This is a genomic window from Pseudomonas sp. NPDC087029 (assembly GCF_044745345.1).
Classification (GTDB): domain Bacteria; phylum Pseudomonadota; class Gammaproteobacteria; order Pseudomonadales; family Pseudomonadaceae; genus Aquipseudomonas; species Aquipseudomonas faucium.
In genome coordinates, this window is sequence record NZ_JBIVAB010000005.1 from 225559 (window position 1) to 241928 (window position 16370).

The 16370-nt window shown below is 63.3% G+C and carries 16 protein-coding genes; 13 read left to right on the forward strand and 3 right to left on the reverse strand.

Features of this window, described 5'->3' with window-relative positions:
• Nucleotides 1-148 precede the first annotated feature (148 nt).
• Nucleotides 149-1702, reverse strand: a complete 1554-nt coding sequence (norR, locus tag ACIPG5_RS11605; protein WP_401375073.1) for a nitric oxide reductase transcriptional regulator NorR — start codon at nucleotides 1700-1702, stop codon at nucleotides 149-151.
• A 153-nt stretch (nucleotides 1703-1855) separates the two neighbouring features.
• Here norR and hmpA point away from each other — a divergent pair, with 153 nt between their 5' ends.
• The 13 genes from hmpA to ACIPG5_RS11670 all read left to right on the forward strand — a co-directional run bounded on the left by hmpA (nucleotide 1856) and on the right by ACIPG5_RS11670 (nucleotide 14066).
• Complete coding sequence (hmpA, locus tag ACIPG5_RS11610; protein WP_401375076.1) at nucleotides 1856-3034, forward strand: NO-inducible flavohemoprotein; 1179 nt, start codon at nucleotides 1856-1858, stop codon at nucleotides 3032-3034.
• A 397-nt stretch (nucleotides 3035-3431) separates the two neighbouring features.
• The gene (locus tag ACIPG5_RS11615) at nucleotides 3432-3938 is read left to right on the forward strand and encodes a disulfide bond formation protein B (protein ID WP_176515285.1); all 507 of its coding nucleotides are present in this window, start codon (nucleotides 3432-3434) and stop codon (nucleotides 3936-3938) included.
• Nucleotides 3939-4496: 558 nt separating this feature from the next.
• Nucleotides 4497-5441: a ubiquinol oxidase subunit II gene (gene cyoA / locus ACIPG5_RS11620; RefSeq protein ID WP_176515286.1), complete on the forward strand. Its 945-nt coding sequence runs from the start codon at nucleotides 4497-4499 to the stop codon at nucleotides 5439-5441.
• 3 nt (nucleotides 5442-5444) lie between these two features.
• Nucleotides 5445-7463 (forward strand): cytochrome o ubiquinol oxidase subunit I, encoded by a 2019-nt coding sequence (gene cyoB, locus ACIPG5_RS11625; protein WP_176515288.1) that lies wholly within the window; start codon nucleotides 5445-5447, stop codon nucleotides 7461-7463.
• Nucleotides 7464-7466: 3 nt separating this feature from the next.
• Nucleotides 7467-8090: a cytochrome o ubiquinol oxidase subunit III gene (cyoC, locus tag ACIPG5_RS11630; protein WP_176515290.1), complete on the forward strand. Its 624-nt coding sequence runs from the start codon at nucleotides 7467-7469 to the stop codon at nucleotides 8088-8090.
• Nucleotides 8090-8422 (forward strand): cytochrome o ubiquinol oxidase subunit IV, encoded by a 333-nt coding sequence (cyoD, locus tag ACIPG5_RS11635; protein WP_176515292.1) that lies wholly within the window; start codon nucleotides 8090-8092, stop codon nucleotides 8420-8422. Before cyoC ends, cyoD begins: the two co-directional genes overlap by 1 nt.
• A gap of 11 nt (nucleotides 8423-8433) precedes the next feature.
• On the forward strand, nucleotides 8434-9321 hold the full coding sequence (gene cyoE, locus ACIPG5_RS11640) for a heme o synthase (protein WP_176515294.1): 888 nt from the start codon (nucleotides 8434-8436) through the stop codon (nucleotides 9319-9321).
• A gap of 135 nt (nucleotides 9322-9456) precedes the next feature.
• Entirely contained in the window at nucleotides 9457-10584 is a 1128-nt protein-coding gene (locus ACIPG5_RS11645; protein WP_401375080.1) for a hypothetical protein, read from the forward strand.
• 170 nt (nucleotides 10585-10754) lie between these two features.
• Nucleotides 10755-11963 carry an alanine transaminase gene (alaC, locus tag ACIPG5_RS11650; RefSeq protein ID WP_176515297.1) on the forward strand — a complete coding sequence of 403 codons (1209 nt, stop codon included), beginning with the start codon at nucleotides 10755-10757 and terminating at the stop codon, nucleotides 11961-11963.
• Nucleotides 11964-12116: 153 nt separating this feature from the next.
• On the forward strand, nucleotides 12117-12500 hold the full coding sequence (locus tag ACIPG5_RS11655; protein ID WP_016393961.1) for a YkgJ family cysteine cluster protein: 384 nt from the start codon (nucleotides 12117-12119) through the stop codon (nucleotides 12498-12500).
• A 68-nt stretch (nucleotides 12501-12568) separates the two neighbouring features.
• Nucleotides 12569-13132 (forward strand): GNAT family N-acetyltransferase, encoded by a 564-nt coding sequence (locus tag ACIPG5_RS11660; RefSeq protein ID WP_176515299.1) that lies wholly within the window; start codon nucleotides 12569-12571, stop codon nucleotides 13130-13132.
• A complete protein-coding gene (locus tag ACIPG5_RS11665) occupies nucleotides 13129-13668 on the forward strand; it encodes a hypothetical protein (RefSeq protein ID WP_176515301.1) in 540 nt (179 codons plus the stop codon). Before ACIPG5_RS11660 ends, ACIPG5_RS11665 begins: the two co-directional genes overlap by 4 nt.
• Nucleotides 13669-13679: 11 nt before the next feature.
• Nucleotides 13680-14066 carry a lysozyme inhibitor LprI family protein gene (locus ACIPG5_RS11670; RefSeq protein ID WP_176515303.1) on the forward strand — a complete coding sequence of 129 codons (387 nt, stop codon included), beginning with the start codon at nucleotides 13680-13682 and terminating at the stop codon, nucleotides 14064-14066.
• 120 nt (nucleotides 14067-14186) lie between these two features.
• Here the strand turns inward: ACIPG5_RS11670 and mnmH are convergent, their stop codons facing one another.
• Nucleotides 14187-15284 (reverse strand): tRNA 2-selenouridine(34) synthase MnmH, encoded by a 1098-nt coding sequence (gene mnmH / locus ACIPG5_RS11675; protein ID WP_286913776.1) that lies wholly within the window; start codon nucleotides 15282-15284, stop codon nucleotides 14187-14189.
• Complete coding sequence (gene selD, locus ACIPG5_RS11680) at nucleotides 15284-16318, reverse strand: selenide, water dikinase SelD (RefSeq protein WP_176515305.1); 1035 nt, start codon at nucleotides 16316-16318, stop codon at nucleotides 15284-15286. Before selD ends, mnmH begins: the two co-directional genes overlap by 1 nt.
• Nucleotides 16319-16370 lie beyond the last annotated feature (52 nt).

Consider the following 16370-nt stretch of genomic DNA (forward strand, 5'->3'; position numbering starts at 1 on the left):
CCCCGGCTGGCGCACCCTGCCCTGCGAGTGGGGCTGGGTGCGCGCAGCTTGGCCGTGTAACGGCCCTGCTACCGGTGTTTAGGGAGATATAGCAGCCCGGTGGGAAGCAACCAGAGGCTTTATGGGTTAATCCTTTGGTACGAAAGTACTAGCGAAGGCCCAGGCGCCGGGCCAGGCGGCTGAGGTTGGCGCGGTCCAGGCCCAGCTCGCGGGCGGCGGCTGCCCAGTTGTCCTGATGACGCTGCAGGCAGGCGTCGATCACCTGGCGCTGGTAGGCGTCGACGACTTCGCGCAGGCCGCCTTCGGGCAGGGTGGGCGGCGCTGCGGCGAGGGCGGGGGAGGGCGGCGCCGTCAAGGCGGGGGCGGCGCGCAGGTCGAGGTCGCTGGCCTCCAGGGTGAGGATGCGCGGGCGCTGCGGGTGTTGGCCCATGGCCTTGAGCGCCGAACGGCCGATCAGGTGTTCCAGCTCGCGCACGTTGCCGGGCCAGTCGTAGGCCAGCAGCGCGGCCTGGGCTTCGCTGCTCAGGCGCAGGCTGTTGAGCCCCAGGCGCGATCGGTTCTGTTCGAGGAAATAGCCGGCCAATAGCAACACGTCACGCCCACGTTCGCGCAAGGGCGGCACCTGCAGCGGGTACACGCTCAGGCGGTGGTAGAAGTCGGCGCGGTAGTTGCCGCTGCGCACTTCCGCGGCCAGGTCGCGGTTGGTGGCGGCGATCAGGCGCACGTCGACCCGGTGCTCGCGGTCCGAGCCAAGGCGCTGCAGCTGCCCGCTCTGCAACACGCGCAGCAGCTTGGCCTGCACGGTCAGCGACAGCTCGCCCACTTCATCGAGAAACAGCGTGCCGCCGTTGGCCAGTTCGAACTTGCCCCGGCGCTCGCCATGGGCGCCGGTGAAGGCGCCACGCACATGGCCGAACAGCTCGCTCTCGACCAGGGTGTCGGGCAGGGCGGCGCAGTTGAGGCTGACCAGGGGCTTGTCGGCGCGGCTGCTGGCCTGGTGCAGGGCCTGGGCGACCAGCTCCTTGCCCACGCCGGTTTCGCCGGTGATCAGCACGGTCAGGTCGCTGCCGCCGACCAGGCGGATTTCTTCCACCAGCTGCTTGTGCGCCTTGCTCTGGCCGATCAGCTCGCGGTCCTGGCCGCTGGCCTGGCGGTAGATCTCGGCGCGGTGGTGTTCGTCCTCGGCGCGCAGGGCCAGGTGTTCGATGCGCTCGGCCACGGTCACGGTGGCAGCGGCCAGGCTGGCGAAGGCCTGCAGGGCATCCAGCTCCATGCTCTGGAACTGGCCGGGGGTGAGGGCGTCGAGGGTCACCAGGCCCCAGGGGCGCTCATCGACCATCAGCGGGCAGCCCATGCAGTCGTGCACTTCGAGGTCGGCATCGGGGGCGTTGACCAGGCCGTCGTAGGGGTCGGGCAGCTCGGAGTCGCTGGCAAAGCGAGTGGGCTCCGGGCGGCTGAGCAAAATCTGGAAGCGCGGGTGCTCGCTGACCTTGAAGCGCCGGCCCAGGGTGTCGGGCGACAAACCGTCGACCGCCAGCGGCACCAGCCATTCGCCGTCCAGGCGCAGCAACGCGGCGGCGTCGCACGGCAGCAGGCCGCGCATGGCCTGCAGCAGGCGCCGGTAGCGCTCCTGGTCGGGCAGGTCGCGGGAAAGGTCGCTGACCAGGGGCAGCAGTGCGGTGAGCAAGGGCTTTGCGGTCATAAAGACTCCTGTTGGTCGTTATGACTATACATCCGTCTTGGTCGTTTTGACATGGTTAGCGTCAAGCCCCTGATTTTGCTGGAGTAAAAAGTTGGCACGATTGCTGAATTGCTTACTGCAACTTTTCAAGCCTCAGGTTCAGGAGTCGTGCAAATGCTCAATGCCGAACAACGTGCAATCATCAAGGCCACCGTCCCCCTGCTGGAAACGGGCGGCGAAACCCTGACCACCCACTTCTACAAGAAGATGCTCGACGAGTACCCCGAGGTACGCCCGCTGTTCAACCAGGCCCACCAGGCCAGCGGTGACCAGCCACGGGCGCTGGCCAACGGCGTGCTGATGTACGCGCGCCACATCGACCAGCTGGAGCAGTTGGGCGGCCTGGTCGGGCAGATCATCAACAAGCATGTGGCCTTGCAGATTCTGCCGGAGCATTACCCGATCGTCGGTAGCTGCCTGTTACGCGCCATCGAAGAAGTGCTCGGCAAGGAAATCGCCACCCCCGAGGTCATCGCTGCGTGGGGGGCTGCCTACGGCCAGCTGGCCGACATCCTCATCGGCGCCGAGGAAGGCCTCTATAAACAGAAGGAAGAAGCGGCCGGTGGCTGGCGCGGTACCCGTGAGTTCCGCCTGGTACGCCGCGAGCAGGAAAGCAGCGAGATCGTTTCCTTCTATTTTGCCCCGGTCGACGGTAAACCGGTGCTCAAGGCCGAGCCTGGCCAGTACATCGGCTTGCAGCTGTTCATCGACGGTGCCGAGCAGCGTCGCAACTATTCGCTGTCGGCGCTCTGCGATGGCCAGCAGTACCGCATCAGCGTCAAGCGCGAGGTGGGTGGCAAGGTTTCCAATTACCTGCATGACCAGCTGATGGTCGGCGAAACGCTGCAGCTGTTCCCGCCTTCCGGTGACTTCACCCTGGCCGCCAGCGACAAGCCGCTGGTGCTGATCAGTGGCGGGGTGGGGGTCACGCCGACCCTTGCCATGCTCGAGGCGGCGCTGCAGACCGAGCGGCCGGTGCACTTCATTCACTGTGCCCGCAATGGTTCGGTGCATGCGTTCCGCGATTGGATCGATGGGTTGGCCGCGCGTCATCCTCAGCTCACGCGCTTTTATTGCTATGCCGAAGACGAGGGCGCGGGTGATGCCCATGCGGTGGGCCTGCTGAGCCAGGAGCTGCTGGGCGAGTGGTTGCCGGGCGAGCGTGACGTGGATGCGTACTTCCTGGGGCCGAAGGGGTTCATGGCGGCGATCAAGCGGCAACTGAAGGCGCTTGGGGTGCCTGAGGCGCAAAGCCGTTACGAGTTCTTCGGGCCGGCGGCTGCTCTGGAATGATGGAGTGACGGTACCGGCCCTATCGCCGGCAAGCCGGCTCCCACACGAGGCATGGCGTCATGCCAGTGGGCGCCGGCTTGCCGGCGATGGGGCCGGTACCTGCGCCTTCTATATATAAGGAAAGATGAACCGCAACGGCCATCTTTCACCTTTAATCCTCCTTTAATCACTGTATCCTTCACTCCCGGGTGTCGAGGGGCTTGCTCCTGCGCGGCACCTGGGCAGCCGTTTTTTTACCGGCCGACGTTGAACCGACGTCGCCGCAGCCGGTCTGAAGCCAGCTCCGGATAGCTCAGCTGCGTGCCGCCGCCTCGACACGCAACGAGGTTCTGCCTGCGTGTAGACTTGCGCCAGGCAGGCAAAGCACGCTGCCCTCTATCCATCGAAGGAATCGGCAATGAACGAACAAACATCGCGCCTGAATCGGGAACGGCGCTTTCTGGTGCTGCTGGGGCTGATCTGCGTGGCCATGCTCGGCGGCGCGTTGTACATGCAGGTGGTGCTGGGCGAAGCACCATGCCCGCTGTGTATCCTGCAGCGCTATGCCTTGCTGTTCATCGCGATCTTCGCCTTCATCGCCGCGGCGATGCCCGGCAAGCGCAGCCTGACCTTCTTCGAGTGCCTGGTGGTATTGAGCGCAATTGGCGGAATCGTTGCGGCTGGCAACCATGTGTATATACTCGCCAACCCCATGGTCAGTTGCGGCATCGACACCCTGCAGCCGATCGTCGATGACCTGCCCCTGGCCAAGCTCTGGCCACTGGCATTCCAGGTCGACGGCTTCTGCAGCACGCCATACCCGCCGCTGCTCGGCCTGTCCCTGGCGCAATGGGCTCTGCTGGCGTTCGTGCTGACGGCCATCCTGGTACCGCTCGGCATCTATCGCAACCGCCGCCAGCGTTAGACGTTAGTCCCGATTTCAGTGGGGGCTTTTGCACCCACAGAGAAGAGGGAAAAGTCCCCTCCCGCTTGATCCAGATCAATCACGAAGCCTTGCGGCATGCGGCTTTGAGGGCTAGCAAGCGGGGTGCGACAAACTGTCGCGAAGTTGATTTCCCACCCTTGATTGTTACGCATTCTGTAAAAGACTGTTGCTCAATAAGTCATAGTCAAGGGTTGGCGACCTCACTACAATCGCCCCCAATTTCCGTTCGGCACTGCTTGCGAGTCGCAGGATTGAAGGAAGCCCCAGCGCTTTCTTTTGCTGACTTCGTCAAGTTTCGCCCAGCGGCGATACCGGGCGGATACCCCTCCGCGTTTTCCCGCACCAAATGGACTTGGTCTGAAGTACAGGCCTGTTGCCTACGAAACCATAAGCACCGCTAACCCGCTTGAGCCAAGGTCCTGCAGTCAGACCCCAGGCAGGAGCGAGTACGGGCGTGAATTGCCTCACTTGGCAGGACGAAGTGTTGGCCACCAAAACACAAATTGCATTGAAGCAAGCTGATCTAGAGGTCGTGAGATGAGTAAAAAGCGTTACCCCAGACTGTTTGGCATATTGCCCTTTTTAGGCATGCTTTTACTCAGTGGGTGCAACTGGACCCTGCTCGACCCGAAAGGTCAGGTCGGCATTGAGCAAAAGAACCTCATCCTCATCGCTACCGGCCTGATGCTGCTGGTGGTGATCCCGGTCATCATCATGACCGTGGCGTTCGCCTGGAAGTACCGTGCTTCCAACAAGGCGGCCACCTACACCCCCGACTGGTCGCACTCGACCAAGATCGAGGCCGCGGTGTGGATCATCCCGATCATCATCATCATCGCCCTGGGTTATGTCACCTACCACTCCACCCACAAGCTGGACCCATACCGTCCACTGGACTCGGACGTCAAGCCGATCCAGATCGACGTGGTCGCACTGGACTGGAAGTGGCTGTTCATCTACCCGGAGCAGGGCATCGCGACGGTCAACAAGATCAACTTCCCGGCTAACACCCCGGTCAACTTCCGCGTCACTTCCGACGCCGTGATGAACTCGTTCTTCATCCCGGGCCTGGGCGGCCAGATCTACGCCATGGCCGGCATGACCACCAAGCTGCACCTGATCGCCAACGAAAACGGCGAGTTCGACGGTATCAGCGCCAACTACAGCGGCGCTGGCTTCACCGGCATGAAATTCAAGGCTACTGCAACTTCCCAGGAAGACTTCGACAAGTGGGTCGCCGAGGTCAAGCAGTCGCCGTTGAAACTGGGCGAGGCCGAGTACCAAGCACTGGCCAAACCTAGCGAATACAACCCAGTCGCGCTGTACAGCGAGGCACCAGCAGAGCTGTTCCAGTCGATCGTCGACAAGTACGAAGGCATGAACCGCGGCAAGCCGGTCCACGAAGAAGCAGGCAGCAAAGATCTGGCCACTACCAAGGGTGTGGAATCGAGTATGCAACCAGCTGCCGGGGCAGAGGAGTAAGAGATGTTCGGTAAATTAAGCCTGGAGGCGATACCCTATCACGAGCCGATAGTCATGGTGACGCTTGCCATGATCGCGCTCGGTGGTATCGCTGTCGTCGGTCTAATCACCTATTTCCGCAAGTGGACCTACTTGTGGACCGAGTGGCTGACCACGGTCGACCACAAGAAAATCGGGGTGATGTACATCATCGTCGCGATGATCATGCTGCTGCGCGGCTTTGCCGACGCCATCATGATGCGTACACAGCTTGCAGCTGCTACCGGCGGCTCCGAAGGCTACCTGCCGCCTGAACACTATGACCAGATCTTCACCGCTCACGGTGTGATCATGATCATCTTCATGGCGATGCCGTTCTTCACCGGCCTGATGAACCTGGCGGTTCCTCTGCAGATCGGTGCACGTGACGTTGCCTTCCCGTTCCTGAACTCCCTGAGCTTCTACCTGCTGCTGGCAGGCGTGCTGCTGGTCAACATCTCCCTGGGCGTCGGCGAATTCGCCAAGACCGGTTGGGTTGCCTATCCGCCGCTCGCGGGTATCCAGTACAGCCCTGGGGTGGGTGTCGACTACTACATCTGGGCGCTACAGCTATCCGGATTGGGTACGACGCTTACTGGCGTGAACTTCCTCGTCACCGTGATGAAGATGCGCGCACCTGGCATGAAACTGATGGACATGCCGATCTTCACCTGGACCTGCACCTGGGCCAACGTCCTGATCGTCGCTTCCTTCCCGATCCTGACCGCCGCACTCGCACTGCTGACCGTTGACCGTTATCTGGACTTCCACATCTTCACCAACGAGCTTGGTGGGAACCCGATGATGTACGTCAACCTGTTCTGGGCGTGGGGCCACCCTGAGGTCTACATCCTGATCCTGCCGGCCTTCGGCGTGTTCTCGGAAGTGACTTCGACCTTCTCCGGCAAGCGTCTGTTCGGCCACCACTCGATGATCTACGCATCGGGCGCGATCGCCATCCTGGGCTTCGCGGTCTGGCTGCACCACTTCTTCACCATGGGTGCCGGCGCCAGCGTCAACACCTTCTTCGGCCTGGCGACGATGCTGATCTCCATTCCGACCGGTGTGAAGCTGTTCAACTGGCTGTTCACCATGTACCAGGGCCGTGTGCGCTTCACCGCACCGATGATGTGGACCCTGGGCTTCATGATCACCTTCTCCATCGGTGGCATGACCGGCGTTCTGCTGGCTGTTCCAGGTGCTGACTTCGTCCTGCACAACAGCCTGTTCGTAATTGCTCACTTCCACAACGTGATCATCGGTGGTGCGGTGTTCGGCTACATCGCCGGCTTCGCCTTCTGGTTCCCGAAAGCCTTCGGCTTCACCCTGAACGAGAAGTGGGGCAAAGCTGCCTTCTGGTTCTGGATCTCGGGCTTCTACGTTGCGTTCATGCCGCTGTACGCCCTGGGCTTCATGGGCATGACCCGTCGTCTGAACCACTCCGACAACCCACTGTGGGAACCCTACCTGTACGTTGCCGTCGTCGGCGCCGTGCTGATCCTGTTCGGTATCGCTTGCCAGCTGATCCAGCTCTACGTTTCGGTCCGCGACCGCAACCAGAACCTGGACGTGACCGGCGACCCATGGGGCGGCCGTACCCTGGAATGGTCGACTTCCTCGCCACCTCCGTTCTACAACTTCGCTCACATGCCTGAGCAGGTTGGCCTGGACGCATGGCACGAAACCAAGGAATCGGGCAACGCCTACAAGCCAGCGAAGAAGTTCGACGCGATCCACATGCCGAGCAACACCTCTACCGGTTTGTTCATGGGTATGTTCCTGACCGTCTTCGGCTTTGCCTTCATCTGGCACATCTGGTGGCTGGTCGGCGCAAGCCTGCTGGCAACCATCGCGGTCTTCGTTCGCCACGCTGCGCGTGACGACCAGGGCTACATGGTTCCGGCCGAAGAAGTGGCGCGCATCGAAGGCGAGCGCATGAAAGCGCTGGCCAAAGCAGGTGCTCTGCCTGCCGGCGCACGTGTCGAATCGTTTGAGCGGGTGTAATCAATGTCCAGTCAAGTAATGCACGGTGCTGCTCATGGTCACGACCATGGGCATGACGACCACCACCACGACTCGGGCCAGATGACCGTACTCGGTTTCTGGCTGTACCTGATGACCGACTGCATCCTGTTTGCGTCGCTCTTCGCCACCTACGCGGTGCTGTCCGGCAGTTTTGCCGGCGGCCCGTCGGGTCACGACATCTTCCAGCTCGACTTCGTGCTGGTTGAAACCGCGTTCCTGCTGCTGTCCTCGATCACCTTCGGCTTCGCCATGCTGAAGATGTTCGCCGGCAACAAGGCAGGCGTACTGGGCTGGTTGGCTGTGACCTTCCTGTTCGGTGCTGGCTTCATCGCGATGGAAATCTATGAATTCCATCACCTGATCGTCGAAGGCTTCGGCCCGCAGCGCAGCGGCTTCCTGTCGGGCTTCTTCGCCCTGGTAGGTACCCACGGCCTGCACGTGACCGCCGGCCTGATCTGGATGGCGATCATGATGTACCAGATCAACAAGCACGGCATCACGCCGACCGCCAAGACCCGCATGAGCTGCCTGAGCCTGTTCTGGCACTTCCTGGACGTGGTCTGGATCTGCGTATTCACCGTCGTCTACCTGCTGGGGGTTCTGTAATGGCTAACGCACACGACACTCATCACGAAGGTAACCACGGCAGCGTCAAGTCCTACATGGTCGGCTTCGTACTGTCGATCATCCTGACTGCGATCCCGTTCGGCCTGGTGATGTTCCCAAGCCTGCCGAAGAACCTGACCGTCCTGGTCGTGGTGGCCATGGCCGTCATCCAGGTGGTAGTGCACCTCGTGTACTTCCTGCACATGGACCGCTCGAAAGAGCAGCGTTCCAACGTGTCGACGTTCCTGTTCACCACTTTGGTAATTGCACTGCTGGTCGGCCTGTCGCTGTGGATCATGTTCAGCATCCACTACGAAATGCTGGCCAAGTGAGGTAAGACTGCATGTCCGTTAAGCACTTTATCCAAATCACCAAACCGGGGATCATTTTCGGTAACGTGCTTTCCGTGGCAGGCGGTTTCTTCCTTGCCGCGAAGGGCCATGTGGACTTCGCCCTGTTCCTGGCGGTGGTGGTAGGTACGTCCCTGGTGGTTGCGTCCGGTTGCGTGTTCAACAACTGCATCGACCGTGACATCGACCAGAAGATGGAACGCACCAAGAACCGCGTCATGGTTCAGGGCGGCATGTCGCTGCCCCTCGCGCTGGTCTACGCCACCCTTCTCGGGGTGGCAGGCTTCAGCCTGCTGTATGTCCAGGCCAACCCGCTGTCGGCGTTCTGCGCAGCGGTAGGCTTCATCGTCTACGTCGGTTTCTACAGCCTCTGGCTGAAGCGCAAATCGGTGCACGGCACCTTGGTCGGCAGCCTGTCCGGTGCCATGCCTCCGGTGATCGGCTACTGCGCCGTGAGCAACAGCTTCGACCTGGCTGCAGTGACCCTGCTGGTGATGTTCAGCCTGTGGCAGATGCCGCACAGCTTCGCCATCGCGATCTTCCGCTTCAAGGATTACAGCGCTGCCAACATTCCGGTCCTGCCGGTGGCGCGCGGCATCCTCGCGGCGAAGAAGCAGATCGTGCTGTACGTGCTGGCCTTCGTGCTCGCCACCCTGATGCTCACCCTCGGCGGTTACGCCGGCCTCGGCTACCTGGCCGTGGCAGCTGCCATGGGCCTGTACTGGCTGTACATGGCCTGGGGCGGCTACAAGGCCGAGGACGACAGCAAGTGGGCGCGCAAGGTGTTCGGTTTCTCCATCCTCACCGTCACTGCCCTGAGCGTGATGATGTCGGTGGACAGCCAGACTGCCGCGGACGTGCTGATGACGTACGCGCGCTGATACAGCCGCCTGTTACAGGAAAAACCCCGGCCCATGTGCCGGGGTTTTTTTATGCCTGCGGTTCGTGCTTCCCGCTGAACCGGCTGCCGGCCCTGGCGCTAGCCTGCGCAACCCAACCCTTCGAGGACTGCAGGCATGAGTGTGTTCAACGTGTACTTCTGTGGCACCGGCGCCACCGCCGGCGATGTCAGCAACCGTGACTACTGGAATGGCGAGCTGGTTTCGGTGCTGGCCTTCAACGACCAGGGCCGGGAGCTGGCCCACAAGATCGTGGTGGATGGCCCCGGCAGCGGCAATCTTCAGGATGACAACCTGTTCGTCGACGACAACGACCATGGCGCGGCGATGGGCGCGTTGCTGGGCAGCGGCTGGCAGGAGAACGTTCAGCATGCGTTACAGGTCATCAAGGGCCAGAGCCTGTGGCAGCGAGGCCGGCGCACCCAGGCCGAATACCAGCGGCTCAAGGACGCCGGGGTGCCGATTGCCGATGCCAAGGGCACCGGCAACTGGTTTCGCGAGCGCTACGACTATGGTGCGCGCGAGGTCACCCCGCAGGCGTTGCAGGAGCAGATCATCAAGCAGTTTCGCAACCCGCTGCTGCCGGAGCAGGTCAACCTGATCGGCTGGAGCCGCGGTGGCATCAGCTGCCACATGCTGGCCAATGCCATGGCGCAGGACCAAGCCCTGCGGCACATCCCGGTGAACATCCTGGCCATCGACCCGGTGCCGGGGGTGCTGAACGTGCAGAAGGAGCGCGTCGCGCTGGCGGGCAACGTCAAGGAGTATGTCGCTTTCTATGCCCGCGATGAGCGCTCCCGAGGTTTTGCCTGCGTGGTGCCGGAGGTGGCGGCGGGCACGCACATGAGCATCTACCCGATACCAGGGCGCCACGCCACGCTGGTGGGCAATGCCTCGCCGACGGGGGAGGGCTGCGGTGAGGCCTGCAAGGCGCCTGGGCTGATCGTGCGGCATCTGGCCGAGGTTTGCCTGACGCGGTGGGGCGTCAGCCTCGACAAGCGCCTGCAGCTCGATGACAAGCAGCTGATGGCTCACCACCAGGCGCTGCGCGCTGACGAGGCGCTGTACCTGGGCATGCGCAGCAAGTCCTACACCTATTTGAGCGAAGGGCAAGGCAGCGAGCGCAAGGTCCATCATGGCCTCGAGAGCAAGGCGTTCAGCCAGGTGGCTGGAGGTCACATGGACCCGTGCGAGGGCTTGGGTTTGCAGCGGTGGGACGTAAACACGTACAAAGCGCTGCGTTGAGGCTGTTTACCGAAAATCCTGAAGATTCGACTCAATGGTCTGAAAAGGTATAAGTAAACAGGAAAATTTCCTTTGCATATAAACTGCGGCGGCATTATCTTCTGATTCGGCCGCCGCAGCGGCCAGCGTCGCTCGGACGGTTCCGGGCGCTTACGTCAGTAGAGAAAACCATGGCAAACCCAGGTTCACCGCGCCGCTTCGCGCGCATCGATCGTCTCCCGCCCTACGTCTTCAACATCACTGCCGAGCTCAAGATGGCTGCCCGCCGCCGTGGCGAGGACATCATCGACCTGAGCATGGGCAACCCCGACGGCGCCACGCCCCCGCACATCGTCGAGAAGCTGGTGCAGGTCGCCCAGCGTGAAGACACCCATGGCTATTCCACCTCGCGCGGCATCCCGCGCCTGCGCCGGGCCATTTCCAACTGGTACAAGGAGCGCTACGAGGTCGACATCGACCCGGAAAGCGAAGCCATCGTCACCATTGGCTCCAAGGAAGGCCTGGCGCACCTGATGCTCGCCACCCTCGACCAAGGCGACACCGTGCTGGTGCCCAACCCCAGCTACCCGATCCACATCTACGGCGCAGTGATTGCCGGTGCCCAGGTGCGCTCCGTGCCGCTGGTGCCTGGCGTCGACTTCTTCAACGAACTGGAGCGGGCGATCCGCGAGTCGATCCCCAAGCCGAAGATGATGATCCTCGGTTTCCCGTCCAACCCGACCGCCCAGTGCGTCGAGCTGGATTTCTTCGAGCGCGTGGTGGCCCTGGCCAAGCAGTACGATGTGCTGGTGGTGCATGACCTGGCCTACGCCGACATCGTCTACGACGGCTGGAAAGCCCCCTCGATCATGCAGGTGCCCGGCGCCAAGGACATCGCGGTGGAGTTCTTCACCCTGTCCAAGAGCTACAACATGGCCGGCTGGCGGATCGGCTTCATGGTCGGCAACCCCGAGCTGGTCAGCGCCCTGGCGCGGATCAAGAGCTACCACGACTACGGCACCTTCACCCCGCTGCAGGTGGCGGCCATCGCGGCGCTCGAAGGCGACCAGCAATGCGTGCGCGACATCGCCGAGCAGTACCGCCAGCGCCGCAACCTGCTGGTCAAGGGGCTGCACGAGCTGGGCTGGATGGTGGAAAACCCCAAGGCGTCGATGTACGTGTGGGCCAAGATCCCGGAGCAGTATGCCCACCTGGGCTCGCTGGAGTTTGCCAAGAAGCTGTTGGCCGAGGCCAAGGTCTGCGTGTCGCCGGGTATCGGTTTTGGCGACTATGGCGACGACCATGTACGCTTCGCCCTGATCGAAAACCAGGACCGTATTCGCCAGGCGATTCGCGGCATCCGGCAGATGTTCCGGGCTGACGGCCTGGTTCGCAAGTAACGCCAAGTCAGGGGTCGCGCAGCGGCCCCTGATGCTGTCGGATCGACGGCGAACTATTTTTCTTCGCCCCTCTTCTCAGCCGACCTGGCTTCGATTACAAATGGCGCCGCGGGCATCGCCCCGATAACAACAACCTTCCCCCCCCGTGCCATCATGTCCGAATACAACCCTTGCCTTGACTGCGGCGCCTGCTGCGGGTATTTCCGTGTGTCCTTCTTCTGGGGCGAATGCCAGTCTGCCGGCGGCCTCGTGCCTGACGACCTGGTGGTGCAGATCAACCCGACCCGGGTGGCGATGATCGGCACCGACGCCAAACCCTGCCGCTGCGTGAGCCTGCAGGGCGAGATCGGCAAAGAGGTGGCGTGCACCATCTACGCCAACCGTTCCAGCCCATGCCGGGAGTTCGAGGCGTCGTGGGAGGGTGGGGTGCACAACCCCAGCTGCGACGATGCGCGGGCGGCCTATGGCCTGCCACCTTTGACCCCGCCGGGGGCCAACGAGCCGCATTGGCCGGATGACGGGGCCGAGGTGGCCTGATCGGGCTGCTCGAAGGGGGCACATGACGGTAGACTGTCCGCTTCCCAGCAATGGACAGGAGATCCGGCGTGACCCCACCCCGCAGTTTCCCCAGCGACCTCTGCCTCGACAGCCCGCGGCTGCAGCTTCGGCCCATGCGCCATGCCGACGCCGCGCAATGGCTGGCGATCATGGCCGACCCCGAGGTCATGCGCTATTGGCACCACGCGCCCTGGCACAACCTGGCCGAGGCCGAAAGCGCCCTGGCCGCCGACCGTGAGGCCTACGCCAACGGCGACCAGCTCAAGCTGGGCATGTACCGCCGTGACAATGGCGAGCTGATCGGCATGGTCCAGCTGTTCAACATCGACGACGTCTCGCGCCGCGGCGAGATCGGCTATTGCCTGGCCAGTGCGGTGCAGGGCCGGGGCTACATGGACGAAGCGCTGACCTGCTTCATCGACTACCTCGCCCACACCTTGCACATGCGGCGCCTGGAAGGCGAGATCGACCCACGCAACCAGGGTTCGGCGCGCACCCTCGAACGCCAGGGCTTCGTGCTTGAAGGCACCCTGCGCGCGCGCTGGTGCGTGGCCGGCGAATTGTCCGATTCGGGCCTCTATGGCTTGCTGCTCGAGCCGCCTGTGGCATGACGGCGTACTACCTGGCCTGCACCCTCGCCCTGTATCTGCTTGCCCTGTGCTTCGACGGCGCGCTGATGAGTGCCGGCGGGCACATGCCGGCCTTGCAGATGCTGCTGTACGGGCCATGGGGCGTGCCGTTCGGGCTGTTCCAATGGTTCGCCAACCCGCTGCTGGCCCTGGCCATCCTTGCCCATCGGCGTTTTCGGCGCCTGGCGCTGGTGGCCGGGCTGGCGGCGTTGTACCTGGCGGCCAGCAGCTTTGGCATCGAGCGGCTGCCGGATAACATCAGCTATGCGTTCCAGGAGCGCACCGGCTTTGGTGCAGGCTTCTACCTGTGGCTGGCGTCCATGGCGGTGTTCTGCGCAGGGCAGGCCTGGCATTGCTGGAAGGCGCGCAGCCGCGCCGAGATGCCGGGGTGGCACTGGCTGGATGTGGCGTTGATCGCCGCGCTGGCGGTCACTCTGTATGCCGCCACGCAGATGCCGTCGCTGCGCTTCGAGCCGGGCAAGGTGCTGATGCCGCCGCAGCAGTTGCAAGCGTTCTAGGGAGAATGGTCATGAACAAGCAGTATCTGATGGGGCTGGCCCTGGCCACGTGCACGTCACTGGCGCTGGCTGATGACAACTCGCCGGCCTATGTCCAGTGCATGGACAAGGCGTCCAGCACGGTTGCCATGAGCGGGTGCATCCAGGCCGAGACCCAGCTGCAGGATGGGCGGCTGAACCGCGTCTACAAGCAGTTGATGGGCAGGCTGGATAGCACGCGGCAGAAGAGCCTGCGTGAGGTGCAGCGCCAATGGGTCGGCTATCGGGATGCCAACTGCAGGTTCCATGTGCAGGCCAGTGGCGGCACCCTGGCTCAGCTGGAAGGTGGCATGTGCGTGCTGGACATGACCCGGGAGCGGGCGGCGGAGCTGGAGCGGGTGCTCAGCCCCGGGCAGTGATGCTTTGCGGGTTGGCCCTATCGCCGGCAAGCCGGCTCCCACAGGTACAGTGCAGGCCTTGAGCTGTGCGCTATCCCTGTGGGAGCCGGCTTGCCGGCGATTAGGGCCGCACAGCGGCCCTCAGCGATTACGCGCCTTGAGGTACTCGCGCACTTCCAGCGCATCGCCGGCAAACTCGATCCGCTCAGCCTTGGCATCGCGCTGGTAGGCATACATCGGGTCGTAGTATTCCTTCAGCAACCCCTCGATCCAGCCCCTGTGCAAGTCCACCGCACCGCTGCGCGCCTGTTCTTCCAGGGCCTGGCGCAGCAGTTCGTGCAAGCGCTGGAAGCGCTCGCCACCCAGCCGCTTGTGGATATTGGCCATGCTTTGCAACAGGCGCTCGGCATACAGCCGGCGGCCATCCTGCTCGCCATGCACGGCGATGAACTCGGCGCACAGGTTGGTCACGTAGTCGCGCAGGATGCGTTCCACACGGTTTTCGAAGCTGTCTTCCAGCCACACCAGCGGGTAGCGCTGCATGCCCTGGTACAGCCCCAGAGGCACCGCGCAGCTGCCGACGATGCGCCCTTCATCCTCGAGCACGAACTGTTCGATGCCGCGGGCGCGCTTTTTCAGCACGTCGATCGCCAGCTTGTTCTCGAAGTCGATCTGCGCCGGCTGCGCGGTGGCGCGCTTGCCGAAGCTGGAGCCGCGGTGGTTGGCATGGCCTTCGAGGTCGATGACGTTGTTCAGCTGGTGCAGCACATCGGTCTTGCCGGTGCCGGTCAGGCCGCCCACCAGCACGAAATCGCACTGCTCGACCGCCTGCTGCGTGGTCTCCAGCAGGAAGGTGCGCAGCGCCTTGTAGCCGCCCTTGATGCGCGGGTAGGCGATGCCGGCCTCATCGCGCAGCCATTGCTGGACGATCAGCGAGCGCAGGCCGCCGCGCGCGCAGTACAGGTAGCCGTTGGGGTGCGCCTTGGCGAAACTGGCCCAGGCATGCAGGCGCTCGTGCTTGGTGGCGCCGCTGACCAGCTGGTGGCCGAGGGTGATGGCGGCGGCCTGGCCTTGCTGCTTGTAGCAGGTACCGACCTTGTGCCGCTCCTGGTCGGTCATCAGCGGCAGGTTGACGGCGCCGGGGAAGGCGCCTTTGACGAACTCGATGGGCGCGCGCATGTCCATCAGCGGCGCGTCATCGAGGAACAGCTGGCGAAAGTCGGTGCAGTCGGGGCGCATCAGCTCACCTCGACCGCGTGGCTCTGTCGCTCCACCAGCTTGCCGATCGGTGCCAGTTGCAGGCCCAGTTCGCCCGCCAGGGCGAGAAACTCGGCTTCACCTTCAGGGCTCACGGCAACCAGCAGGCCACCGCTGGTCTGCGGGTCGCACAGCAGGTGCTTCTGCTCGTCGCTCAACTGGCCGATCTTGTGGCCGTAGCTTTCGAAGTTGCGCAGTGTGCCACCTGGGATGCAGCCCTCGGCCAGGTAATGCTCGACGCTTGGCAGGCGCGGCACCGCGGCGTAGTCCAGCAGCGCGGTCAGGCCGCTGCCTTCGGCCAGTTCGACCAGGTGGCCGAGCAGGCCGAAGCCGGTCACGTCGGTCATCGCCTTGACCCCATCGAGCTTGCCAAAGCGGCTGCCCGGGGTATTGAGCGTGCACATCCAGTCGCGGGCCAGGCCCTGGTCCTGCTCGCGCAGCTTGGCCTTTTTCTCGGCGGTGGTGAGGATGCCGATGCCCAGGGGCTTGGTCAGGTACAGGCGGCAACCGGCGGTGGCGGTGTCGTTGCGCTTGAGGTGGCGTTTGCTGACCACGCCGGTCACGGCCAGGCCGAAGATCGGCTCGGGGGCGTCGATGGAATGGCCGCCGGCCAGGGGGATGCCGGCCTCGGCGCAGACGGCGCGGCCACCGCGGATGACTTCGCGGGCCACCTCGGGCGGCAGCACGTTGACCGGCCAGCCGAGGATGGCGATGGCCATCAGCGGGTCGCCGCCCATGGCATAGATGTCGCTGATGGCGTTGGTCGCGGCGATGCGGCCGAAGTCATACGGGTCGTCGACGATGGGCATGAAGAAATCGGTGGTGGACACCACGCCGCGCTCGTCATCCAGGGCGTAGACCGCAGCGTCGTCGCGCGAGGCATTGCCGACCCAGAGTTTCGGGTCCAGGGCCTGGGCGCCGCTCTCGGCCAGGATCACATCCAGCACCTTGGGGGAAATCTTGCATCCGCAGCCGGCACCATGGCTGTACTGGGTCAGGCGAATCGGCTCGCTCATACGCACCTCAGGGATCAAATTGTTGCGCGATTGTAGCAAAGCTGGCCTTTGC

What these genes read in the sequence shown, in the direction of transcription:
- norR (WP_401375073.1), bottom strand. Translation starts at nt 1,702, where the DNA reads ATGACCGCAAAGCCCTTGCTCACCGCACTGCTGCCCCTGGTCAGCGAC.
- hmpA (WP_401375076.1), top strand. Translation starts at nt 1,856, where the DNA reads ATGCTCAATGCCGAACAACGTGCAATCATCAAGGCCACCGTCCCCCTG.
- ACIPG5_RS11615 (WP_176515285.1), top strand. Translation starts at nt 3,432, where the DNA reads ATGAACGAACAAACATCGCGCCTGAATCGGGAACGGCGCTTTCTGGTG.
- cyoA (WP_176515286.1), top strand. Translation starts at nt 4,497, where the DNA reads ATGAGTAAAAAGCGTTACCCCAGACTGTTTGGCATATTGCCCTTTTTA.
- cyoB (WP_176515288.1), top strand. Translation starts at nt 5,445, where the DNA reads ATGTTCGGTAAATTAAGCCTGGAGGCGATACCCTATCACGAGCCGATA.
- cyoC (WP_176515290.1), top strand. Translation starts at nt 7,467, where the DNA reads ATGTCCAGTCAAGTAATGCACGGTGCTGCTCATGGTCACGACCATGGG.
- cyoD (WP_176515292.1), top strand. Translation starts at nt 8,090, where the DNA reads ATGGCTAACGCACACGACACTCATCACGAAGGTAACCACGGCAGCGTC.
- cyoE (WP_176515294.1), top strand. Translation starts at nt 8,434, where the DNA reads ATGTCCGTTAAGCACTTTATCCAAATCACCAAACCGGGGATCATTTTC.
- ACIPG5_RS11645 (WP_401375080.1), top strand. Translation starts at nt 9,457, where the DNA reads ATGAGTGTGTTCAACGTGTACTTCTGTGGCACCGGCGCCACCGCCGGC.
- alaC (WP_176515297.1), top strand. Translation starts at nt 10,755, where the DNA reads ATGGCAAACCCAGGTTCACCGCGCCGCTTCGCGCGCATCGATCGTCTC.
- ACIPG5_RS11655 (WP_016393961.1), top strand. Translation starts at nt 12,117, where the DNA reads ATGTCCGAATACAACCCTTGCCTTGACTGCGGCGCCTGCTGCGGGTAT.
- ACIPG5_RS11665 (WP_176515301.1), top strand. Translation starts at nt 13,129, where the DNA reads ATGACGGCGTACTACCTGGCCTGCACCCTCGCCCTGTATCTGCTTGCC.
- ACIPG5_RS11670 (WP_176515303.1), top strand. Translation starts at nt 13,680, where the DNA reads ATGAACAAGCAGTATCTGATGGGGCTGGCCCTGGCCACGTGCACGTCA.
- mnmH (WP_286913776.1), bottom strand. Translation starts at nt 15,284, where the DNA reads ATGCGCCCCGACTGCACCGACTTTCGCCAGCTGTTCCTCGATGACGCG.
- selD (WP_176515305.1), bottom strand. Translation starts at nt 16,318, where the DNA reads ATGAGCGAGCCGATTCGCCTGACCCAGTACAGCCATGGTGCCGGCTGC.